We start from the raw sequence: 22,403 nt of genomic DNA, 5'->3' as shown, positions 1-22,403 counted from the left end.
CCGGACGGCGCTGAAACGTCCCCCATGGTTCGCCCACAGACCGCCCACGGAGCCCCGCTCGATGGAACAATGGGGCTGACGCGCGCACGCGCGCCGCGCAAAGACGCAGGAGTAGCGTGATGAAGAAACTGATCAACTCCCCCGACGACGTCGTCAGGAATGCTCTGAAGGGCGTCGAGGCCTCAGACCCCGAAGTTCGTGTCGACCACGACAACCGCATCGTCTACCGCGCCCAGAAGAAGGACCAGGGCAAGGTGGCGCTCATCTCAGGCGGCGGCTCCGGCCACGAGCCGATGCACGGCGGGTACGTCGGCCTTGGCATGCTCGACGCGGCCTGCGCCGGCGAGGTGTTCACCTCCCCCACCCCCGACCAGATGCTCGAGGCCACCACCACCGTCGACGGTGGCGCGGGCGTGCTGCACATCGTCAAGAACTACACCGGCGACATCATGAACTTCGAGATGGCCGCGGAGATGGCCAGCGACGCCGGGGTCACCGTCGAGACGGTCATCGTGGCCGACGACGTGGCTGTGCAGGACTCCCTCTACACCGCGGGCCGGCGCGGCGTCGGCACGACGGTGCTGCTGGAGAAGGTCGTCGGCGCCGCGGCCGAGGAGGGCCAGGACCTGGCGAAGGTGAAGGAGCTCGCGCAGCGCGTCGCCGACAACGGCCGCTCGATGGGCATGGCGCTCACCTCGTGCACCGTCCCGGCGGCGGGCAAGCCCACCTTCGACCTGCCCGAGGACCAGATGGAGATCGGCATCGGCATCCACGGCGAGCCGGGCCGCCACCGCGAGCCCATCGCCGACGCCAAGTCGATCGCCAAGCAGCTCGTCGACCCCATCCTGCACGACCTCGACTTCACCGGCGCTCCGGTCATCGCGATGCTCAACGGCATGGGCGCGACCCCGCTGATCGAGCTGTACCTGATGTACGGCGAAGTCATCGAGCTCCTCAACGAGGCGGGCGTCCGCGTCGAGCGCAACCTGGTGGGCAACTACATCACCAGCCTCGACATGGCCGGGTGTTCGCTCACCCTGCTGCGTGCAGATGACGAAATCATCCGCCTGTGGGACGCACCCGTGCGTACTGCAGGGCTACGGTGGGGTCTGTGAGCGCCAACGAACTGACCCTGGACGACCTCGCGGAGTGGCTCCGCCGGTTCGCCACGATCATCGACGAGAACAAGCGGTACCTGACGGACCTGGACTCCGCCATCGGCGACGCGGACCACGGTGCCAACATGGCCCGTGGCACCGCGGCCGTGGTCACCACGCTGGACCAGGCCAACAGCATCGACGCCCTGCTGAAGAAGACGGGCATGACGCTGGTCAGCACGGTCGGCGGGACGGCCGGGCCGCTCTACGGCACGATGTTCATGAAGATGGGCATGGCGACCGGCCAGGTCATGACGCTCACCCCCGAGGAGTTCGGCAAGGCGCTGCGCGCCGGCATCGAGGGCCTCATCGCGCGCGGCAAGACCGAGCTCGAGGACAAGACGATGATCGACGCGCTCCTGCCGGCGATCGACGCGTTCGACGCGGCGATCGACGAGGGCGCCTCGCTGCACGACGCCGTCGAATCGGCGCAGGAGGCCTCCGCGGCCGGGCGTGACGCGACCATCCCGATGGTCGCCCGCAAGGGCCGCGCGAGCTACCTCGGCGAGCGCTCCGCAGGTCACCTCGATCCGGGCGCCGCCTCGGCGACCTACCTGTGGGACGCGCTCACCGACGTGGTGAAGGCCTGATGGCCGTCGGCATCGTCGTCGTGTCGCACTCGCGGCCCCTGGCTGAGGCCGCCGTCGACATGGCCCTGCAGATGGTCCACGACGACCCGCCGCCCATCGCGTTGGCGGCGGGCACCATCGACGGCGGCCTGGGCACCGACGCCACCGCCGTGTCGTCGGCGATCGCCGAGGTGGACCAGGGTGACGGCGTGGTGGTCTTCGTCGACATCGGCTCGGCCGTGATGAGCGCGGAGCTGGGCAGCGAGCTCTACGGCTGCGACACGACCGACGTGCGCGTCCTGGCCGCACCCTTCGTCGAGGGCATCATGGCGGGCGTGATCAAGGTGGCCAGCGGCGGCACCATCGATGAGGTGGAGGCCGAGTGCGTGGCCGCGATGCGGCCCAAGCTGGCGCACTTGGGCACCCCCGAGCAGGTCAGTGCGGCACCCGAATCCAACCGGAAGGCAGAGGCCCGGGCCGAGGTGCAGCTCCTGAACGACGCCGGGCTCCACGCCCGCCCCGCCGCGATGTTCGTGGCGAAGGCGCGCGAGTTCGACGCGCAGGTGTTGGTGAGCAAGGGTGTCATCGGGCCCGTCCCCGCGACGAGCAGCATCGGCTTGGCCACGCTGGATGCCCGGATGGGCGACACGCTGTTCATCGAGGCCACCGGGGCAGCGGCGCAGGCGGCCGTCGACGCGCTGGTGCGGCTGGTCGAGTCAGACTTCAGCGCTGGCTGAGCGCCTGGTACGCCTCCTCGGAGGAGTCCCGCAGGAACTGGGCGCAGCGGTCACGCTCCGCCTCTTCGCCGATCCGGCCCGCAGCCACGCTCAGCGCCCACAGCGCGCGCAGGAAGCCGCGGTTGGGTTCGTGCTCCCACGGGATCTGCCCGCTGCCCTTCCAACCGTTGCGCCGCAGGTTGTCGAGGCCCCGGTGGTAGCCCGTCCGGGCATACGCGTAGGCGGCCAGGTCGTTGCCCAGCCCGTCTTCCGCGAGGCAGGTCTCCGCGAGGAGCGCCCAGCACAGCGAGCTCTCCGGATGCGCCGCCACCACGTCGAGGAATCCGGCGTTGCCGCGCTCGACGATCGCTGCGAGAGCGGGGTCCTCGGGCAGGCGGACCACGACGTCGGATGCCATCAGGTTGGGGTGCGTCTCGCTCATGGCGACAGCCTACACAGAGCCACTATTGCTGCTCGAAACCCGAGTCATCGAACTTCAGCGCATTGGCATTCTCGCTCACGGTACGCACCGTCGTGTCGCCGAACCCCTCTGGCCTCTCGGCTTCGATCTCCACCCGGATGCGCACCTCCGTGCTGGTGTCGCCAACAAGGTGGGCCAGCACCTCCCGGCTCAGCGTCGCAAACTCCATGGCAGCGTTGGATCCGCTGAGGGTCTTGGCCCCGAAGTAACGGCGCAGCACCTTCTCCGGCACCGCTGCAGTGCCGCCAGATGTGTGGTCCGGACCCGGGCCGACCACCGGGCCCGGCCCGATCAGTTCGGGTGCCGGGCGTTGTTCGTTAGCTCGCTGCTCGAGTGCGAGCTGAGGCTTGACGATGAGGGTGTTCGACGTCACGGAGGCCGGGCGTGAATCCGTCGGGAGCACCAATCCGGAGTAGCGGCCATCCGAGTAGTCCGCTGCCAGCGCGAAGGCGTCGCTTTCCCACGTGAGCTCCGCGAGGTCCGTGAGACTGTCGAGGAACACCTGCTGGTCACGCAGCCTGTGGAGATATGGGTAGCGGGCGTAGAGATCCCAGAGCGCCCCGACCCTGACGTGCCCATCTGACCACAATTGGGGATAGCGGTCGAGCACCATCCGCACGGCGGTGGCAGACTGGCTGCCGCGCAGCAGGTCTTCGGTGCCAAGCTTCTTCACCAGCCGTTCGGTCAGCGAGGCCGCCGCCGCGCCGTCGATCCTGAGTTCGCTGATCGTGAAGGGGGCAGCGCCGTCCGCCTGCTCGGGGATGAGCCCCCAGGTGTAGGTGAGCCGGAGCCTGTCTGCCACCGTGGCATCTGCGGCGCGCCGCTTGTCGTCGGCCTGCTGCTTCTGGTTGTGGGTGAGATCGAGATCTGCTGCATGGTCGAGTACGTAGCTCCAGCCGAGGAAGTCCCGGACGCCAGCGTCAAGGTTCTCCATGCTGCCTGCATCAGCAGCCAGGTAGACCAACATGTTGCGATAGGTTCTCATGCCAGACCCGTGGCTGGTCGTGATCTTCTGAGCGGCCTCCATCGCGTCGGAGCCCTTGGAGTTCTTGGTGTGCGTCACCTTGGGGTGCAGGATCACGAGCCGAGCTTCGTCGGTATCCAGCACGTCTGAGGAGTCCTCGGGGCATACGTGGACGCGTGCCACGGCGCCCGTGGCCCGCTCGGTGAGGGTGAGCCTCCGGACGATCTCGGCCCACACGTCTTCGGGGTGAAGCCGCTCGGCTTGGTCTTTGGCACGCCGTGTGATGTTTGCTTGCAGGTCGTACCAATACCGGCCGTTGGCCGAGTAGAAGTAGGTGGCTCGGTCAGCCAGGTTGCACATCGCCGAGTGAAAGTTGCCCGGCGTGTCACCCGGGGTCGCCACACCGAGGAACACCCGCTGGGCCTCCAAGCCCTTCTGGGCAGTGCCATGCGTTGGGGCAGCACCGAAGAACACTGTTCGGGCGAGCCGTTTGGTGAGCTGGCGCTGGCCCAACAGCGGCTTCTCGGAGTCGATCTTCCACGGCTGGGAGCCCTCACCATCGACGTCGGCATCAATCACGGCTTTCCAGGAATCGGACAAGTATTGGGTCAGTTCGGAGTTGACGTTGTTGTCGTACAGCGGCACCGAGCCGGGAAGGATCATCGGTGACTGATCACCGCTGGCCCACAGGGCGTGGATGACGGCGTTCATGAGACGCAGCACGCCACGAGTGCGCTGGAACCGCTCGAGCGCCGACCAGTCCTCATAGAGCCTGTCGAAGACCTCAGGGTGGATGGGGTAGGTCTGCCGGATGCGCTCCTCGTAGCGCATGTCGCGGGCTTCCTTGGGGAACTCGGCTCCGTGCCGGGTGTAGAACTCGACGAAGGCCCGTGCCGTGGCGTTGATCGTGGCTTGGGAGTTGGCGTCGGGCTGTTCGAAGAGTCGCTGCCGCACGATGTGGTACGACTCCTCGGCCGAGGCGGGCCGCCACTGATCTGCCACTCGGCGCACCACGTTCTGGAGCCGCTTCAGCGCCTCCTGCCCGTGCCGGCCGCCCACTTCCTCGTTGTGGCCGGACTCACGGTCATCACCGTCGTGGGAGGCGGGGATGGAGATGGCAAGCATCACTCCGGGTGTTGACTTCGCCACCTCCGTGAGCTGCTGCGCGAAGGTGAACTGCGTGTCGAAGGTGCCGCCCACCAGGTCTTCCTTGCCGAAGAGCTGGCGCGCATACGCCACCCATTCGTCCACGAGGATCACGCACGGTGAGTACCGTGCCAACAGGGTGTGCAGCCCCTCCCCCGGGCTTGTACCTGAGGCATCCGCTGCGGCCACCAACTCGAAGGCCTCGCGCCCTCCCAGCTGCCAAGCCAGCTCTCCCCACAGCGTGTTGACTTGGGTCCCGTCTTCCTTGATGGACGGTTGCTGGGGTGCGATGTGCTGGCCCACCAGAGCGGCACGCCTCGCCTTGAGCACCTCACCGTCCTTGACGTATCCGGAGGACGTGAGGAGTTCCTGCAGCTCCTGCGGGAACACGTCGAGGCTCTCCCCAGCAGCCAGATGCCACAGCGCCAGCATCGAGTGGGTCTTGCCTCCGCCGAAGTTGGTCTGCAGGTTGATCACCGGCGAGGCGTTGGCGTCGCCTGAGAGCCGCCCGACTGCGCGCCCGATGAGGTCTCTGAGACCTTCGGTGAGGTAGGTGCGGGCGAAGAACTTCGCCGGATCTGAGTAATCCGGCACCGCAGCGGGTTCCTTGGCCACCTTGTACAGATCAGCGGCAAACTCCGAGGAACGGAAGCGCCCGGAGGCCACGTCCTCATGGGGGCGCAGCACCTCCCGCCAAGGCTTGAGACCCTGGGAGGCGGGGATGTTGGCCTCCTGGGCGAGCACCTTCTGATCTGCGCTCTGCACCGCGCGGCGGTTGAGATCGTCGTGGTAGCGGCGCACCCGCTCTGCCGCGGCCTTGGCTCCGATGTCGGCCAAGAGGCGAGCACCCGTGTCGAGCGCGCGCAGCGCGTTGGGCGTGCTGACCGAGTTCATGTGCGCCCAGTCATTGCGCACCGCACGCAGCTCGGAGGCATAGGAGACGACGCCGTGCCCGCTCTGGCGCGAGATCTCACGCTGCCGCATGCCGATCACTTTGAGCTGCTCCTGCGGATCGAGCGGGTTGTAGGCCTTGCCCGCGCCGCCAATCCCGGCTTGCACCTCGTTGGTGCGCACGATCTCGATCCAGCGCGGCCCCAGCACTGCGCTGAGATAATCGTTGAGAGGTTGCCCCAACTCCTCGATCAGCCGCCCGATCAGCTCACGATTGCTCAGCGCCACAGTGTCCTCTTTCTCACGCTGCACCGCACGCTACTAGACAGCTCTGACGGCGACCGGTCAACGACGGACCGAATGTTCATGGCGTAAACACTTCCCGGCGACATGTTCAATTTCGACAAAATCTTGAACATATCTGACTTCATCTGTCTACGCTGTGCACATGAACTACGATCCGGCCCTCCCCTACCAGCAGTTGCCCGACTTGCCGCCAGACACCGAGTTGGAAACGAAAGCTGTACTGAAAGCCGTGGTGGATGCCAGCCGTGAACTCGCGTCACTCAACATGGCCTGCCGGCGAATGCCTGATCCAACCCTACTGATCAACCTCACTCCGCTCATCGAAGCGCAGGCCTCCAGCCAGATCGAGAACATCGTCACAACCAATGATGAGCTGTTCCGAGCCGCGAGCGGGGCCCTGGAAGACGTGACTCCAGCCATCAAGGAAGCGCTGCGCTACCGGGAGGCGCTGCGAGTGGGCTTTGAGCTGGTGAAGGAGCGGCCGCTGACGACACAGACGGCGAAGGCAGTCTGCAGCATGCTCCACGGATCCGACGCTCAGATCCGCAACACATCCGGGACCTATATCGGAAACCCGATGACTCAACTGCGCGTCTACACCCCACCCGAAGGCCATGATCTCATCGCAGAGAAGCTCTTCTCCTGGGAGTCGTTCATCCACGACCACGGCGACCTCGACCCACTGATCGCGATGGCCTTGCAGCACTACCAGTTCGAGGCCATCCACCCCTTCTACGACGGTAATGGCCGCACTGGTCGCATCCTCAACCTGCTGTGCCTTCAACAGTACGGACTGCTGAGCTTGCCTGTGCTCTACATGTCCGGCTACCTCGTCCGCCACAAGGACGAGTACTACAGCCTGCTCAAGGCGGTGACGGCGGAGGGACGGTGGGAGGACTGGGTCATCTTTATCGCAACCGCTGTCGCCGAGTCGGCTCGCTCCGCCCTTCAGCTGATCGACAAGGTTCTCGAGCATCGTGACCTCTTGGAGCACACCATTCGAGCCACGCACCCCAAAATGCATGCTGCAGAGTTGGCGCGAATCCTCACTAGCCAGCCATACGCACGGATCGACGACGTGGTCAACGCAGGGCTGGCCCAGCGGGTGACTGCGTCCAAGTGGCTACAACTCTTGGCGGAAGACGGGCTCATCCGCAGGGAGAAGATGGGCCGCAGCGTTCTCTTCATCAACACCGCGCTCGTGCAGGACCTCTTCGGGCAGGGGCTGGTTGCCCAGTGAGGCTAGAAACCTAGCTGATCCTGGGCTGCGGCAGGCCACACCGGGCGGGCATCCCTGATATCGGCCCAACTGGTGGCCAGCTGGTTGAAGCCGAGCGCGTCCTTCGTCCAGCCGTTCTTCTCCGCGATGTTGAACAGTAGGAAGGCCAACTCCTTGACCGCGTCCTGCTCCACAGGCTCATGGGTGCGCCCTGCGGCCGCCTGCAAAAGCGCGTTGGTTGCGCCGGCACCTTCCGTGGTCAGCAGTCGGATGGCATGGTGCGCCACTTCCCAGACCGACACGCGCGGGTCAAGCGCCACGTCGTAGTCAGCCGATAGGTGCTGCGGCGAGAGGAGCTGGACTTTGTTCGCACGACTGGTCAGGATGCCCGCCCTGTCGAGAGTGTCGACGGCGACGTTGCGCGCCCGTGCGACGTTGTCGGCGTCGCCGTACTTCCCCACCGAGTAGCCATGCTGGCGGTACCAGACGAGCGCGAAACGGGTGGTCTTGTCGAAGTCGCCCTCCTGCTCGGCGAGCACTTCATCGAGGATCTCGTTGATCCGCGCCAGCGCGGCGCGCACGCTCATGCTGGAGCCGTCAGGTTCCAGGACCCTGGAGTAGCGAGAGAACACCGCCATGCCTGGCCCGATCGCAGCCTGCGGAAGATCAACGGGGGCGATGAGCCCCTGCTGCAGCTTGCGCAGCGCATCGGGCAGTTCGGACCTCAAGGCGCTCAGGAACCCGCGGCGATCCGTGGCGGGCGCGTCTTCTGGCCGGGGCCGCAGCGACAACACGATGGAGGACGCCAACGCATTGGTGCCTTGGCCAAGCATCCGGTTACTGAGTTCTGACCGTACAGGCCACGTAGCGGTGATCGACCAACCAGAGCCGATCATTCCTTCAAGGAGGGTCTCCCAGCCCGAAGACGACTCGCCCTCAACCGAAGACTCCGCCTGCTTGAATGCGTAGTAGACACTGATCGGGTACTCAGTCGAAGCCGCCCTCCGTGCGGTCGTGAACACGTCACGGAAGCCAGACTCAAAGAACTCCTTCGCCTGTTCTCTCCCGCCATGGCGGTACTGGTTAGCAACCAGCTCTTCGGCCTTCGGCACCAGCAAGGTCCTGAAGATCGAGGGGTGGATGGTCTGCAGGGTGCGCCGCTGCCATACGTAGAAGAAGTCTGAGAGGTCGGAATAGCCGATGTTGTCGTAGTAGGGAGGGTCCGTTGAGAGGACTCCATCGAACTCCGCATCTGTCGCTGAACTCTGAGCAGCCCTACCAACCGGCCCACCTGCATCGACAATCGCCTTGGCCAGATTGCCGAGACTCACCTCGTAAGATCCCGCCGCCTTGCCGAATGGGGTCGTCTCGGCATAGTCCCAGACCATGGGAATTGCCTGTCTAGCGAACAGGTTACGAATCTGCTCTCGCGTATTCTCCCACCGAGCCAACGAGCACGCGATATCAGCCAGCCGGCTCACCCCGAGCCCAAGATACGTCGCCACGGCATCGGCGTAGGCCTCGGCGCCAGCCACATCCCCGGGCTCCGCACCATCGAGCCGCTCCCCCGGCTCAAGCCCAGCGGCGAGTGCATCGGTGAGCACCTTCACCCGCGCCTCGGCCACAAGGTCGCTGAACGTGGTCAACGCCACCAACTGCCGATTCGTGAATGCATCCGCCCATGTGGGCATGCCGTACATGGGGAGGCGATCCACATCATGGTTCGGCGTGGGGACAAGTTGCACGGGCACATCCGTGGGCCTTGGGACTTCCGCTTTCACGGAGTGTTCCGGAATCGGGGCCAGATAAACCCTCTGCCGACTGCCCTCCGCAACAGTGGCCATGAGGACAGCCCCAAGACCTACCGACTGAGCAATCTTGCGCAAGTCTTTCGCTGCGAGGTATGCCCCACACGACACGCATGTGGCATTTCCCCCAGCCACAGTCCCGTCGCTTCCCTTGGCCGGCGCCACACTCACGTCGTGCCCGATGTCGAACTCCACCCGCTTGCCGCTGGGATGCGTCAGATCGTCAATGACCGATGGCACCACGTAGGCCTCTTTGCCCTTCTTCTTACCCAGCCACCAGCTCCGCACGAGCGGCATCTCGATCCCGCACGCGGGGTTGGGGCAGGTGACGGTGCGGGCCCAGATCCAGGCGATCACGTTGGCGGGGGTCCTATCGGGCAGCGTGGCCTTGGGATAGTGATGCCCGATGCGCTTGAAGGCCTCGTCGCGCATCCAGGCACCGTAACTGCGCACGTCGTCGGCGAGGCCCTCAGCCCCCTGCCACTGGCTCCGGGTGCTGGCCTGTCCGGGGAACACAGGGCTCCAGTCGCGGAACTTCGGTGGGATCTCGATGAGGGCCTTGTTGATGAGGACGGCCACTGGGTTGAGATCCGAGGCGTGGGCCTCAAGCCCAAGCCGCTGGGCTTCGAGCGGGATGGTGCCGCCACCTGCGAAGGGGTCGAGAATCGGCGGCGGGTTGCCATCGGTGCTGCGCAGGATCTCGGCCCGGGCACGGTTCATGACCTCCTCGTTGCGCACGTTCTCCCACACCACCATGTCTTCGATGATCTTGTGGAGCCGGGCGCGCTCCTCGGCCTGCGCTTCGTCGGTCGGGAATTGCTCAGGGTGGGCCGAGGGGTCGTCGACGAGTTGGGCGAACAGCACTGCCCTCGCGGTCGCCAAGGGCCGCCGGGCCCACCACAGATGCAGCGTAGACGGGTGACCGTGCCTGATGGACTTCTCCCGCGCAGATTCCGCATTGATCTTCTCCAGCGGCAGCGACACCTCGATGAGCTTGCGCTTCATTTTCGCCTCCTCGACAAACGAACTCAGCCTAGCCAGAACACGTCCGCGCGTCCCACTCTGGAGGATTCCCGTGCGACGGACATGCACGGGCCATCTGGCTTGCTCACCTCTCGGTCCCGCAGCACTCTGTCAGAGCCCTCCGCTAGCCTCCACCACATTGATCTTCGACAAGCCCTCCGGGAGTGATTCCAATGACAGATCCATGGCCTCAGTTCCCCCTGGGTGAAGCTCCCTGGGTGTCAGCTCCAGGAGATTGCACGCCATTCGAGTCCTTCCTGAACTCCACACGGCGCAAGCGCCCGGTCGTGCTCCTGCCTGTCGGATCAGGACTCACGCCCAAGATCACCGACCTACTTGAGGCAGTGGGTGAGCGCGCCCATCTGGTGAGGCTGGACCCCGTCTTGGCGCCACGCCTGTCGAACCTTCTCCAGATCGGCGTCAGCCGCACCACGTCAGTCATCTTCTGGCCGGTTGACCCCGAAGCGACGCAGAATCACAAGACGACACTGAGCTACCTTCCGAGGGGGCGGTTCATCCAGCGGCTCGTCCGGGAACTGGATGACTACGAGACGCCGAAGGACAGCGGCCTCCTCAATCCGGCAGGTCCAAAGACAACAACCGCTCTCGGCGCCTTGCATGAGGCAGCCCGACCGAAACCGAAGCCTCCGAGCGGTGGAATCCGCCTCAGAACGCCGCGACAACTGGCCGCACCCGTGCAGACCGAGGGTTACTCGGCCCGCAACAGCTACCGGGCGTTCTTCGAGGTCGAAGGGCCCCTGCTCACGGCGACGCTGAAGGAGTTGGGCGCGTGGTTGCTGGGCAAGGAGATCAAGGCCGACCTGACTACGTCCGGAGGCGGCACATGCGAGGCGAGGGGTCGCCGCGTCGAGTGGACCATCACCCTCGGCACGTCGGTCAGCTCCAACGCACTCCATTTCGAGATGACCGAGGCAACGGACGCGGGACCGATATTCACGACGGTACTCACCGCCGACGAGCGGCTGGACAACCAAGGTTCCTGGGCCTTCCTGCACGTCTACAACGATTCGAACCAGCGGTGCGGTACGCCCCGGATTGCCAGCGCGCTCCTCAAGCATCTGAAGGTCGTTGACGGCGAGCGCTCCCTCCGGAGCTCACCCACCACGGTGCGCCCGGAGGGCGTGCCGGACCTGCTTGACACGCTCCGCAACCGGGCCAGACGCCTGCCAGTCCAGGTGGTGGCCACTGACGAATGGTTGCCGGCTGGCTCCCGCGCGAATCTCCCGAAGCAAGTCCAGCAATGGACCAAGTCGCTCGCGGGTCAGTCCCACGTCGTGATCCTCGATCCGGAAGCCACGAGACTGTTCAACGAGGTGATGCCTCCCGAGTTCGCCGCGACCCCGTGGACGCTGCGCACGTATCGGCCGGGTATCGCGCTGATCGGGCTTCTCGAGGCCCGTCAACAACGCGTCGTGAGCACGGATCGCCTGGCCAAGAGCGTGGGCTGGCAGATCGACCGGCTCCTCGTTGGCGCCACCCGTGCCATCACACAACAGCACCCGGTGCCCAAGGAAGTGCGCCAAGTCCAGGCCCTCCTGGCACGCATGGACCGGGCCAGTCGCACCAGCCGCCAAAGTCTTCTGCCACCCGCGACGAGGGCAGACCAGCCCGAACTGCCATTCCTGGATGGTGACGCTGACACACCAGCCCTGGATGCAGCGGGGAGGGGGCACACCGCAGCCCCGACGCCGATCACTCCTCCCGCGCCCACCGGCGAGGACGAACTCGCTCCGGAGCCAGAGCCCGCACCGATTCCCGTTGGTCTCGCCACCGATTCCCGCTTGCGTCTCATCCACGACGCGCTATTGCAGACGTTCGACGTGACGGAGCTGACGGACGACGTAGTCGACGAGGTACTCGAACTCCTGACAGATCCCGGCGCCAACGCTGAGATGACGCAGGAGTTGGAGCGGCAGTTGCTGCAACTCCAGGATGATCATGAGATCCTCCTGGAAGTGGAGGCGGACCGACGGACGATCACGGAGTCCCTGGAGGCGCAGTTGGTCGATGTGCACCAGCAACTTCAGCAGAGGGACAGGGAGCTTCGCTACCTGCGCCAGGAGTTGAGCGCAACGGAGGCGGCGGCGGCCGCCTACGGCTATGTGGACGAGGACCCCCTTGCCGGGATCGACGACATCCTTTCCGTGCTGGACAAGGCCGCAAGCCTCACGTACGTGGTACCCACGTGGGACCAGGACTGTGCCTTGGACATCGCCGAATTCGATAATTTCGGAACTGTGCCGAAGATCGCGTGGAGCGCCCTCATCGAGATGGAGCGGTATTGCCGTGCAAAGGCCGAGGAGGGCTACGACAAGGGCTTCGACCACTTCGTGGCGGAGAGAGGTGAGAGCCTCACGCGAAGCCGGGTCGCCATGAGCGAAACCACCCAGACCATGAACCGGTGGGGCGAGGAGCGACGGTTCAAGGTCCCGGATGAGGTCGACCCCTCAGGCTCAGTCCTGATGGAGGCACACATCAAGCTCACCCAAGACGGCATCAACTCCCCTCGGATGCACTTCTACGACGCGACGCGTATCACTGGAAAGATATATGTGGGCTATCTGGGGCGGCACCTGACCAACACGAAGACCGCCAACATGTGACGCCACGCCACCGCGGGATAATTGTCTGAAGGTGCGTTTACATTGGGAACATGGTTTCCGCAGGCGTGTTCCAAGCGCAGATCGAAGCTGCCGCCACCCTGGCTGGGCAACTGGCCCAGTTCCAAGTGTCCTTGGTTGAGCATGCCGTCGGCCTCCTCACCGACGAGAACTGGGCCGCAGACGGTATCCGCTCCCCCGAACACTGGCTCCAAGTGTACTTCTGCCTCGCCCCGGCCCAAGCCAGCAGCGTGGTCAAGATCGCCCAGCGGTTCAGCGAGCTGCAGCCCACAGTTGAGATGATGCGGCAGGGCAGGCTCTCACTGGATCAGGCAGCCGTGATCGCCATCCACACCCCTGATGAGTACGTGGCGTCCGTGACCCGCATGGCCGAGTTCACCACGGTGATACAACTGCGCCGCACCCTGTCCAAGTACGTCTTCGATGATCAAGGGCGTAAGCGGCCGCGGCCCGAGCAGCAGCCCGCGCCAAGGAAACCTCGCTTCCGGTCCTACAGCACCACCTACAACGGCAAATACACGCTGCACGTGGAAACCAACCTCATCGACGGCGAATTAATTGAGACCGCCATCCGCGAGGCCAAGGATTCCCTGTTCGCCCGCGGAGACAAGGACGCCACCCTCTACGACGGGTTCTTGGAGGTGTGCAACCGCTCACTCACCAGCGTCGAATCCGAGTCGAGGCAGGACAGGTACCGCATCATGATGCACCTCGGCACCGATGGCAACGGATGGCTCGAGAAGAAGGGCGCGATCCCGCAACATCTCCTTGAGCAGTTCACCTGCGACGGCAAGGTGGTGCCTGTCTGGGAAACGGATGGCGCCCCTGTGAACGTGGGCCGCACCCAGCGGATCGTGCCGTTGCGAACGAGGCGTCTCATCGAGGACCGCGACAAGGGTTGCCGCTTTCCCGGCTGCCCCGTCACACGCTTCGTCGAGGTTCACCACGTCATCCACTGGCTCTTCGGCGGCGAAACCAATATCGATGAGCTGATCTCGCTGTGCCCCGGTCACCACGATGCGCACCACCGACACGAGTTCAGCATCGAACTAGGTGAACGCCCCGGCGAGTTCCGGTTCCTCAACCGCGGAGGTTGGGACATCCAACCCCCGGACCGGTCCAATCCCCCACCCGTGCCGGAGTATCCGCCTCCGCAGTGGCAACTCGCCCACCGCGGCCAGAGCATCGATCCCTACTCGGTGCACTTCACCCCAACCCATTAGGAGACGGGTCGTACCCCTTCGCCCAGGTGGCCTTCCACGGTAGTGACATCTTCCCTGTGTGGTAGGCCCCGAAGGCCATGCCCTGGAACGGGTCGTCCACGTAACGGATCTCATCCCCGGCCGGCCCATCCGGGTCGACAGACACCATTGCCAGCCGAAACCTCGGCTGGGTGTTCAGCGACGTCATCACCTCGTTGAAGGTGATGGTGAAGTCGGTCGCGCCCTTGATGCGGCCCTTCACCTCGATGCGCAGGGGCAACTCGCCCTCCTCTTGGCTGAGGATGTCGAACCCGGGGTTGAGCCGGTGCTGCTCCACGGGCTTGCGGCCCAACGCGCGCTCAGTGGCGAGCACCTTCTCCACAGCCCGGCGCTCCACGCGCTCCGTCTCCTTCGCATGCTCTGTTGACCATTCCTCGTCGGGCACCACGACGGCGAAGCTCACCGGCCGCGGCGCCGCGGGCACCAGCATCCGCTGCGCCGCGATCGTCGATTCCCGCTGCCGCAGCCTGGCTGCCAACTCCTCTGCCTTCTTCGTCAGCAACTCGGAGGATTCCTTGACATCCATCCCTTGGGCCTCGCGTGCGGTTGCCACCAGCGCCTCCTCGCCGAGCCGTCGGATCTCTTGGTTCAGCCGGTGGTACACCGCCTCCCACAGCTTGGTCATCTGCTCCTCGCGCTGCGGCGCCAACTGCGCCAACTGCTCGGGCAGCTGTGTCTCGACACAATGCTCGATTGCCCGGCTCTCGGCCTCTGCCAGCCAGCCGAGCCCTTGTGCGGCCACCAACTGCTCGGGCGTTGCGGGCGCGAGATCCAAGTACGGCGCCGGGCCAGCGTCGAACACCTCGCCCGCCTGATTGATCAGCAGGTGCGCGAAGCGAAGATCGATCACCTCGCCGGCACCGTCGGCGATCTCCTGCGCCACCCCCACCAGCAGGTGCGGCTCCACCAACAACTCGCTGCTGAAGACTGCGCCCTTCTCCAGCGCCGATCCCCACCGGATCAGCGCCTGCTCCAGCACGCCGTCGTGCAGCGCGTGGCCGGGCGCGAGCAGCTCAGCGCGGGGTTGGTGCGCGTCGCCCTCAACAGCCGCCGGTTCGAACGTGACCCGCTGATAGCGCGTCGCCACAGGGCGGCCATCCTGTCTGAAGACGGCCGGCACGTTGCCGATCTCAAACCGCTTCGCTTCCCTGCGCGCCCAGCGCCCGCCCTGACGGGTGAAGGCCTCTGCGAAGGCGGCCTCGATGAAGTGCGGGGCCAACCTGCGGGCGTAGGCCTCGTCCATCTGGCGCCGCAGTTCCTCCACATCGGAGGCGCTGATCGTGTCACCATCGAGGTCGTTGCGTTCGATCAGCTCCTTGAGCCCAGCACCGGCCTGATGGTCGATCACCTGCAGCATGCGGGCCCGGACAGCCGGGTCATCTCCCTTGCGGATGGCCTCCATGAGGAGGTCCTTGAGCGACTCGCCAGCGGAAAAGGCCTCACCCAGCACATCGAAGACCTTGCCCCCATAGGCGCGCCGCATCTCCTCGAGCTTGTTCAGCAGGGTGGCGTAGACATCACCCTCACGCGTGCTCGTGGCCACCAGGTTCCACAGTTGACACACCTCCTGCTGCCCGATCCGGTGGACGCGGCCGAAGCGCTGTTCGATCCGGTTGGGGTTCCATGGCAGGTCATAGTTGACCATGAGGTGCGCGGCCTGCAGGTTGAGTCCCTCGCCTGCCGCGTCCGTGGCGATCAGAAACTGCACCTCGTCGTTGTGCGTGAACTCGGCCGTGATCCTGCGGCGCTCCTTGCGGTTGACCCCGCCATGGATGGCCACCACGGATTCGGGGCGTGCAAGCAACGCGCTGATGCGGTGCCGCAGGTATTCCAAGGTGTCGCGGTGCTCCGTGAAGACGATGAGCTTGCGGGACCCGTCGGCCAGCACCTCTGCTTGGATCACACGGCTGAGTTCCTGCCACTTGATGTCGCGCCCGCTCATCCGCAGCTTGCGCGCGAGATCCGTCAGCTCGGCCAGCGAGGCGAGTTCGGCGTCAAGTTCGGCCACCGTGCGAGCACTCGTGGCCGAGTCCACCACCTCTTCAACGGCCTCCTCGTAGGCGTCGGAAGGGAATTCCTCCTCGTCGCCGTCGAGCCCTGTGGCGTCCGGTTCCACCAGCGCCACGCCATTGATGACGTCGTCGCGCCGCTTCGCCAGCCTCGCCGACCGCCGGGTCAAGGACTGGAGGATGGCCTCCGGGCTGGAGGCCAGCCTGCGCTGCAGCACTGTGAGAGCGAATCCGACGGTGTTCTTGCGCTTTCCGTCGAGCTTGTCCGCGCGGTTCATCTCCGTCCTCACGTAGTCGGACACCCGCTCGTACAGGTACTGCTCCTCGTGCGTGAGCTCGTAGTTGATCGTGGTGGCCACACGCGGCGGGAACAATGCCCGACCCTCCAACGTCAGCAGGTCTTCCTTGACCATCCGGCGCATGAACGCCTTCGGATTGGAACGAGTCACTCCCTCGCGGGGCCGGCCGGCGAAGGTGTCTCGGTCCAGCAGTGTGAGGAAGAGCTGGAAGTCCTCTTCCTTGCCTGCATGGGGGGTGGCGGTCATCAGCAGGAAGTGGCGGGTTCGGTCCCGCAGGGTCTCCCCCAATTGGAAGCGCTTGGTCTTCTTCGCTTCCTTGCCGAAGTAGTGCGCGCCCATGCGGTGCGCCTCGTCAACGACCACCAGGTCCCAGTGACTCTCCCCAAGCGTCCCCAGCAACTCCTCGTTGCGGGCCAGATGGTCCATCCGTGCGATGAGCCGAGGCTCCTTGTCGAAGATGGATCCCAGACTGGCCTGAATGGCTTCATTCGTGAGGATGGAGAACTCAAGGCCGAACTTGAACTGCAGCTCGTCTTGCCACTGCTCCACCAGGCCGCCCGGTGCCACGATGAGGCAACGTCGCACGTCATCGCGCAGCATGAGCTGCTTGATGTAGAGGCCGGCCATGATCGTCTTGCCCGCCCCAGGGTCGTCGGCCAGCAAGAACCGCAGCGGCACCCGCGGCAGCAACTCCTCATAGACGGCCTTGAGCTGGTGAGGCAGGGGCCGTACGTCGCTCGTCGAGACGGAAAGGAAGGGGTCATACTTCGCGGCATCGCGGATCCGCATGGCCTCGGCCGCAATCCTGAAGTCCGCTGGGTCTGCATCGAAAAGCCTGCGATCCGCACCCGCCAGCGCAAAGCCCTCTGCCTGCGCGGCCAACACGAGTTGTCCGCCGTACGCCCCACCCTGCGTCTGGTACGCAAGGTGCACAGCAGTCTCTCCCTGCGGAAGAGCGCCTAGTACCTTCACCCACTGGCCCGGCACGACGCCGTGAATCAGTTGCCCCTGCTTGATGTCGCCCAGGTCCATGGCCCCGATCGTGGCACATCCGGCCGGGTGGTGTCGCGATATCCGACCTCAGCGTTGTTCGGCCGAGAAGCGGGCGAACGCGTCGTCCAGCGCCGCTGCGATCGAGGCGCCCATCCCCAGCGGGTCATGCCAGCGGGCCCGCACACGCCGGGCGACGGCGGCCCCTGCCGCGCGCAGCGACTCGGCGACGGTGGTACCCACCTCGCCGGTGCGCAGTGCGCCTCCGCTGACGGTGGTCATGGCCGGCATGGTGTGAGTGGTCATCTCATTTCCCCTTACGGATGCGTTCCTCACTGACACCCCCAGCCTACCCCCGATGCGCGGCTCAGACCATGGGGCCAGGTCGCCTCCCGGCCACGACGGATGTCAGTCGAGGCAGAACTCGTTGCCCTCCGGGTCCTGCATGACGATCCAGCCGGCCTCACCGTTGTCGGGGGCGGGGTCCACCACCCGCAACTGCGTGGCACCGAGGCCCACGAGGCGCTCAGCCTCTTCCTTCAGGGCGGCCATCCGCTCGTCACCGGTCTTCCCGGGCGCGGCCCGCACGTCGAGGTGCAGGCGGTTCTTGGCCACCTTGCCCTCTGGCACCTGCTGGAAGAAGATGCGCGGCCGCCTGCCCTCCGGGTCGACGATCGCATTGCGGGAGTTCCACAGTTCCTCGGGCACGCGCCAGGCGACGAGCTGCTCCTCCCAGGTGTCGAAATCGGGCGGCTTCTCGCGCTCGTAGCCGAGCACCGCACACCAGAACTCCCCCAGCCCCTCGGGGTCGGCGCAGTCGAAGGTCACCTGGAAATCGAGTGGTCCGCTCATGCACCCAAGTCTGCGCCCGCGGGGGGCCACGCAGGGCCGGAACGGCGCCATCGACCCCGGTCCCGCGAGCGTGCGCACTTTTTCTGAGGCCCCCAGCGGCCGTACACTTCTCGGCGGCCCTCCGCCGTCCATCCCAGGGAGACTCCCATGCCCCAACGCTCCGACCTACGAAACGTGGCGATCATCGCCCACGTCGACCACGGAAAGACCACCCTCGTCGACGCCATGCTGTGGCAGTCGGGTGCCTTCCGGGAAGGCGCGGACGTCAACAACCGGGTCATGGACTCGATGGACCTCGAACGCGAGAAGGGCATCACCATCCTCGCGAAGAACACAGCGGTCCACCACCGTCGCCCCTCGGGCGAGGACACCGTCATCAACATCATCGACACCCCCGGCCACGCCGACTTCGGCGGCGAGGTCGAGCGCGGCCTCGAGATGGTCGACGGCGTGATCCTGCTCGTCGACGCCTCCGAGGGGCCGCTGCCCCAGACCCGCTTCGTGCTGCGCAAGGCGCTGGCCAAGAAGCTGCCGATCATCGTGGTGGTCAACAAGGTGGACCGCGCCGACGCGCGCATCTCCGCCGTCGTGGAGGAGACCTACGACCTCTTCATCGACCTGCTCGACGACGACGCCGCCGACGTGCTGGACTTCCCCATCGTCTACGCCTCCGCCAAGGCGGGCCGCGCTTCGACGACGCGGCCGGCCGACGGCACCATGCCCGACAGCGAGAACCTGCAGCCGCTGTTCGACACGCTGTTCGAGACCATCCCCGCGCCGGAGTACGAAGAGGGCGCCACGCTCCAGGCCCACGTCACCAACCTCGACGCCTCGCCGTACCTCGGCCGCCTCGCGCTGCTGCGCGTCGTCGCCGGCGAACTGAAGCGCGGGCAGCAGGTGGCGTGGTGCAAGACCGACGGCACCATCCAGAACGTGAAGCTCACCGAACTGCTGCGCACCGAGGCACTGGAGCGGGTGCCGGCTGAGAGCGCCGGCCCGGGCGACATCGTCGCGATCGCCGGCATCCCCGACATCATGATCGGCGAGACGCTGTCGGACCCGGAGAACCCGAAGCCGCTGCCGCTGATCGCCGTGGACGAGCCGTCGATCTCCATGACCATCGGCATCAACACCTCGCCGCTGGCCGGCAAGTCCGGCAAGAACCTCACCGCGCGCCTCCTCAAGGCCCGCCTCGAGCAGGAACTGGTGGGCAACGTCTCCATCCGGGTCCGGCCCACCGAGCGCCCCGACACCTGGGAGGTGCAGGGCCGAGGCGAGCTGCAGCTGGCCATCCTCGTGGAGATGATGCGCCGCGAGAGCTACGAGCTGACCGTCGGGAAGCCGCAGGTGGTCACGCGCACCATCGACGGGAAGCTGCACGAGCCCATCGAGCGCCTCACCATCGACGTGCCGGAGGAGTTCGTCGGCACCGTCACCCAGCTCATGGGCCTGCGCCGCGGCCGCATGGAGCAGCTGGTCAACCACGGCACAGGCTGGGTCCGCCTCGAGTTCATCGTCCCCGCGCGCGGCCTCATCGGCTTCCGTACCGAGTTCCTCACCGAGACCCGCGGCACCGGCATCATGAACCACGTCGCAGAGGGCTACGAGCCCTGGGCCGGCGACTTCCGCACCCGCCCGACCGGCTCGCTGGTCGCCGACCGCACCGGCGTGGTCACCTCCTACGCCCTGTTCAACCTGCAGGAGCGCGGCACGATGTTCGTCTCGCCGGGCGCCGAGGTGTACGAGGGCATGATCGTGGGCGAGAACCCCCGCCCCGAGGACATGGACGTCAACCCCACCAAGGAGAAGAAGCTCACCAACGTGCGCTCCTCCACCGCGGACGAACTGGAGCGGCTCATCCCCGCCAAGCAGATGTCGATGGAACAGCAGCTGGAGTTCTGCGCGGCCGACGAGTGCCTCGAGGTCACCCCCGCCGTCGTGCGTATCCGCAAGGTGATCCTGAACGGCAACGACCGGCAGAAGGAACGCAACCGGCAGAAGAAGGGCTGACCGGGCCCGGACATGTAGAACGCCGGGCGTGCCTTGGGGGGATCTGCACGCCCGGCGTCCATGTGCGGCCACGTTGCCGCGAGGGCAATGATTCTGTCCGCCCACGGTGTGAACCGTGTAGCTCTACGTTACGACGGCACCGGGGTCATTACAAGGATTCTCTGGCCACTTCGCGCTCAAGATTGTCCCTCGCGGTGACCTCCCAGCGCTGCCTGCCCACCTCCGTGGCGAAGATGTGGGGACGCTGGAGCATCCTGGCAGCGAAGGCCTGACGGCGCTCCCGCCACCCGGCGTCGCTGAGGCCGGGCAGTTCCGCCCTGATGGCTGCGAGGTTGGCCACGTACGCGTCCCACGGGAGCCCCAGGCCGTGCAGGTCCGCATCGGCGACGCGTGCCCCGCGCTCGTCCTCCGGCGCCGGCAGGTGCGAGACGGTGACCAGCACCAGGCGGCAGACCTCATCGACCTCCCCCGGCGTCAGGTGCGGCGCCAGCAGGGCGCGCGCCACCTCCGCCGAGGCCAGCTCATCCGTGGGGGACGAGTTGGTGTGCACCGCATCGTGGCACCAGTACGCGATCTTCTCGAGGTCACCGCCGCCCAACTGCTCCAGCACGGCCAGCCCGTCGTCGAGGTGCGTGACCCCGTGGTAGCGACGGTGGGGCTCCTGCCAGCGCGCGAGCAGCTCCGCCGCCACGCCGGCCGGCAACACCTCCTGCCTCACCACAGGCGCACCGCCCCCAGGGCGAGGCCGGCCCACAGCGCCGCCCACAGCACGCTGGCGAAGGTGCCGATGATGAACAGCTCGCCCTTGCGCGAGGTGCCGGAGGCCGACGTCGTCTTGAGGTCTGCATACCTGCCGAGGCCCTTGACGGCCAGCACGATGGCGATGCCCTCGGGGAATCCGGCCACGAGGCAGGCATAGATGGCGATGCGCTCCAGGATCCCGACCCACCGGCCGCCGGGCAGTTCCCGCTGTGCCGCCACGAGGCCCAGATTGCGGCGGGTCTGCTGCAGGTCGTCGTCAGATGGTGGGGCGGCCGCCTTGTCGATGCGCCGCAGCAGCCACCGGATGACCCCGTTGCCGAGCAGCGCGAACAGGCCGCCCACCACGAGGACGGCCCCCTTGAGCAACAGGTCCAGCACGCCCCCGACGCTACACGGCCACACCGACAGCCGTGCCCGCCGGAAGATAGGGCATTTGCCCGATGCGGCCCGTCGAGCGGCCTCCCTAGCCTCTGCGCATGAATACCATGCAACGGGTAAAACCCTGTGTCGCCACTGCTTTGGCGGCCGTTCTCGCCCTGGTCACGGCACTCCCCGCCCAGGCTGCCCCCACCCCCATCGCCTACGACGCGCTGGGTGACTCGTTCGCCGCCGGCACAGGCGCCGGCACCCCCCTCGACATGTGCGCCCGCACCGCCGCAGCGCACCCACAGCTCCTGAGCGGACGCATGCAACTGCAACTCGACGACCTCGCCGCGTGCGCGGGCGCCGACCTGGCCGACATCGCCGGCCAACTCACCGCCCTCGACGCCGACACCGCCCTGGTGAGCATCTCGATCGGCGGCAACGAACTGGACTGGATCACCGGCGTGCAGCTCTGCGCCTCGGGCATCCCCGGCCTCTGCGACGGCGTGGTGCAGGCCGGACAGGCGGGCGCCGCCGCGCTCACCGCACCGCTGGCCCAGCTGTTCGCCGCCGTGCGGCTGCATGCTCCCAACGCCCAGGTGGTGGTCACGGGCTACCCGCGCTTCTTCTCCCCGGAGTACGGCGACTTCTCCGGCACCTACCAGGGCGTCCCCTTCACCCTCACGACGGCGAGCCAGGCGGGCCTCAACAGCGTCACCGACGCGCTGAACGCCTCGCTCGCCACGGCCGCCGCCGCAGCAGGCGTCGACTTCGTGGGCGTGGCCGACCGGTTCGTCGACCACGGCGTCAACGCGCCGTCGCCGTGGATCACCGGTGCCGATTCGATGGCCCCGCTACACCCCACCAGCCAGGGGCAGCGCGCCTACGCGGCGGCCATCACCGCCGCGGTGACACCCGCATCGCTCCGCTGACG

16 protein-coding genes are annotated in these 22,403 nt (G+C 66.3%); 8 read left to right on the top strand and 8 right to left on the bottom strand.

Annotated features, from left to right (window positions below):
• Positions 1 to 119: 119 nt before the first annotated feature.
• The 3 genes from dhaK to dhaM are packed head-to-tail and all read left to right on the top strand — an operon-like array spanning position 120 to position 2,463.
• Complete coding sequence (gene dhaK, locus ABEA30_RS02625) at positions 120 to 1,115, top strand: dihydroxyacetone kinase subunit DhaK (RefSeq protein ID WP_345578547.1); 996 nt, start codon at positions 120 to 122, stop codon at positions 1,113 to 1,115.
• On the top strand, positions 1,112 to 1,747 hold the full coding sequence (dhaL, locus tag ABEA30_RS02620) for a dihydroxyacetone kinase subunit DhaL (protein ID WP_345578544.1): 636 nt from the start codon (positions 1,112 to 1,114) through the stop codon (positions 1,745 to 1,747). Before dhaK ends, dhaL begins: the two co-directional genes overlap by 4 nt.
• Positions 1,747 to 2,463 (top strand): dihydroxyacetone kinase phosphoryl donor subunit DhaM, encoded by a 717-nt coding sequence (gene dhaM, locus ABEA30_RS02615; RefSeq protein ID WP_345578541.1) that lies wholly within the window; start codon positions 1,747 to 1,749, stop codon positions 2,461 to 2,463. Before dhaL ends, dhaM begins: the two co-directional genes overlap by 1 nt.
• Here dhaM and ABEA30_RS02610 read toward each other — a convergent pair.
• A complete protein-coding gene (locus ABEA30_RS02610; protein WP_345578538.1) occupies positions 2,450 to 2,884 on the bottom strand; it encodes a DUF3151 domain-containing protein in 435 nt (144 codons plus the stop codon). The two genes, dhaM and ABEA30_RS02610, sit on opposite strands and share 14 nt — an antisense overlap.
• A 22-nt stretch (positions 2,885 to 2,906) precedes the next feature.
• Positions 2,907 to 6,236, bottom strand: a complete 3,330-nt coding sequence (locus tag ABEA30_RS02605) for a DUF499 domain-containing protein (RefSeq protein WP_345578535.1) — start codon at positions 6,234 to 6,236, stop codon at positions 2,907 to 2,909.
• A gap of 136 nt (positions 6,237 to 6,372) precedes the next feature.
• Between ABEA30_RS02605 and ABEA30_RS02600 the strand changes: the two genes are divergently transcribed.
• The gene (locus ABEA30_RS02600) at positions 6,373 to 7,470 is read left to right on the top strand and encodes a Fic family protein (RefSeq protein WP_345578532.1); all 1,098 of its coding nucleotides are present in this window, start codon (positions 6,373 to 6,375) and stop codon (positions 7,468 to 7,470) included.
• 2 nt (positions 7,471 to 7,472) lie between these two features.
• Here ABEA30_RS02600 and ABEA30_RS02595 read toward each other — a convergent pair whose 3' ends face one another.
• On the bottom strand, positions 7,473 to 10,262 hold the full coding sequence (locus ABEA30_RS02595) for a DUF1156 domain-containing protein (RefSeq protein ID WP_345578530.1): 2,790 nt from the start codon (positions 10,260 to 10,262) through the stop codon (positions 7,473 to 7,475).
• A 305-nt stretch (positions 10,263 to 10,567) separates the two neighbouring features.
• Here ABEA30_RS02595 and ABEA30_RS02590 point away from each other — a divergent pair, with 305 nt between their 5' ends.
• Positions 10,568 to 12,904 carry a hypothetical protein gene (locus ABEA30_RS02590; RefSeq protein WP_345578527.1) on the top strand — a complete coding sequence of 779 codons (2,337 nt, stop codon included), beginning with the start codon at positions 10,568 to 10,570 and terminating at the stop codon, positions 12,902 to 12,904.
• A gap of 50 nt (positions 12,905 to 12,954) precedes the next feature.
• Positions 12,955 to 14,145 carry an HNH endonuclease signature motif containing protein gene (locus ABEA30_RS02585; protein ID WP_345578524.1) on the top strand — a complete coding sequence of 397 codons (1,191 nt, stop codon included), beginning with the start codon at positions 12,955 to 12,957 and terminating at the stop codon, positions 14,143 to 14,145.
• Here the strand turns inward: ABEA30_RS02585 and ABEA30_RS02580 are convergent.
• From ABEA30_RS02580 to ABEA30_RS02570, 3 genes are all read right to left on the bottom strand, one after another.
• Positions 14,129 to 17,524 (bottom strand): helicase-related protein, encoded by a 3,396-nt coding sequence (locus ABEA30_RS02580; RefSeq protein ID WP_345578521.1) that lies wholly within the window; start codon positions 17,522 to 17,524, stop codon positions 14,129 to 14,131. The two genes, ABEA30_RS02585 and ABEA30_RS02580, sit on opposite strands and share 17 nt — an antisense overlap.
• A 48-nt stretch (positions 17,525 to 17,572) precedes the next feature.
• Positions 17,573 to 17,788 carry a hypothetical protein gene (locus tag ABEA30_RS02575; RefSeq protein ID WP_345578517.1) on the bottom strand — a complete coding sequence of 72 codons (216 nt, stop codon included), beginning with the start codon at positions 17,786 to 17,788 and terminating at the stop codon, positions 17,573 to 17,575.
• Positions 17,789 to 17,890: 102 nt separating this feature from the next.
• Positions 17,891 to 18,334, bottom strand: coding sequence for a VOC family protein (locus ABEA30_RS02570; protein ID WP_345578514.1), 444 nt, complete (start codon positions 18,332 to 18,334; stop codon positions 17,891 to 17,893).
• Positions 18,335 to 18,481: 147 nt separating this feature from the next.
• Here ABEA30_RS02570 and typA point away from each other — a divergent pair, with 147 nt between their 5' ends.
• Positions 18,482 to 20,344: a translational GTPase TypA gene (gene typA / locus ABEA30_RS02565; RefSeq protein ID WP_345578511.1), complete on the top strand. Its 1,863-nt coding sequence runs from the start codon at positions 18,482 to 18,484 to the stop codon at positions 20,342 to 20,344.
• Positions 20,345 to 20,492: 148 nt separating this feature from the next.
• Here typA and ABEA30_RS02560 read toward each other — a convergent pair whose 3' ends face one another.
• Together ABEA30_RS02560 and ABEA30_RS02555 are read right to left on the bottom strand one after the other, a co-directional pair.
• Positions 20,493 to 21,065 (bottom strand): HD domain-containing protein, encoded by a 573-nt coding sequence (locus tag ABEA30_RS02560; protein WP_345578508.1) that lies wholly within the window; start codon positions 21,063 to 21,065, stop codon positions 20,493 to 20,495.
• A complete protein-coding gene (locus tag ABEA30_RS02555) occupies positions 21,059 to 21,484 on the bottom strand; it encodes a hypothetical protein (RefSeq protein ID WP_345578505.1) in 426 nt (141 codons plus the stop codon). The genes ABEA30_RS02560 and ABEA30_RS02555 overlap by 7 nt, the downstream gene beginning before the upstream one ends.
• Positions 21,485 to 21,582: 98 nt before the next feature.
• Between ABEA30_RS02555 and ABEA30_RS02550 the strand changes: the two genes are divergently transcribed.
• Positions 21,583 to 22,401 carry a GDSL-type esterase/lipase family protein gene (locus tag ABEA30_RS02550; protein WP_345578502.1) on the top strand — a complete coding sequence of 273 codons (819 nt, stop codon included), beginning with the start codon at positions 21,583 to 21,585 and terminating at the stop codon, positions 22,399 to 22,401.
• The last annotated feature ends 2 nt before the right edge of the window (positions 22,402 to 22,403 follow it).

Source organism: Tessaracoccus lubricantis (genome assembly GCF_039544535.1).
Taxonomy (GTDB): Bacteria; Actinomycetota; Actinomycetes; order Propionibacteriales; family Propionibacteriaceae; genus Arachnia; species Arachnia lubricantis.
This window is presented reverse-complemented; position numbering and strand designations above follow the sequence as displayed.

What these genes read in the sequence shown, in the direction of transcription:
- dhaK (WP_345578547.1), top strand. Translation starts at nt 120, where the DNA reads ATGAAGAAACTGATCAACTCCCCCGACGACGTCGTCAGGAATGCTCTG.
- dhaM (WP_345578541.1), top strand. Translation starts at nt 1,747, where the DNA reads ATGGCCGTCGGCATCGTCGTCGTGTCGCACTCGCGGCCCCTGGCTGAG.
- ABEA30_RS02610 (WP_345578538.1), bottom strand. Translation starts at nt 2,884, where the DNA reads ATGAGCGAGACGCACCCCAACCTGATGGCATCCGACGTCGTGGTCCGC.
- ABEA30_RS02600 (WP_345578532.1), top strand. Translation starts at nt 6,373, where the DNA reads ATGAACTACGATCCGGCCCTCCCCTACCAGCAGTTGCCCGACTTGCCG.
- ABEA30_RS02595 (WP_345578530.1), bottom strand. Translation starts at nt 10,262, where the DNA reads ATGAAGCGCAAGCTCATCGAGGTGTCGCTGCCGCTGGAGAAGATCAAT.
- ABEA30_RS02585 (WP_345578524.1), top strand. Translation starts at nt 12,955, where the DNA reads ATGGTTTCCGCAGGCGTGTTCCAAGCGCAGATCGAAGCTGCCGCCACC.
- ABEA30_RS02580 (WP_345578521.1), bottom strand. Translation starts at nt 17,524, where the DNA reads ATGGACCTGGGCGACATCAAGCAGGGGCAACTGATTCACGGCGTCGTG.
- ABEA30_RS02575 (WP_345578517.1), bottom strand. Translation starts at nt 17,788, where the DNA reads ATGACCACTCACACCATGCCGGCCATGACCACCGTCAGCGGAGGCGCA.
- ABEA30_RS02570 (WP_345578514.1), bottom strand. Translation starts at nt 18,334, where the DNA reads ATGAGCGGACCACTCGATTTCCAGGTGACCTTCGACTGCGCCGACCCC.
- typA (WP_345578511.1), top strand. Translation starts at nt 18,482, where the DNA reads ATGCCCCAACGCTCCGACCTACGAAACGTGGCGATCATCGCCCACGTC.
- ABEA30_RS02550 (WP_345578502.1), top strand. Translation starts at nt 21,583, where the DNA reads ATGAATACCATGCAACGGGTAAAACCCTGTGTCGCCACTGCTTTGGCG.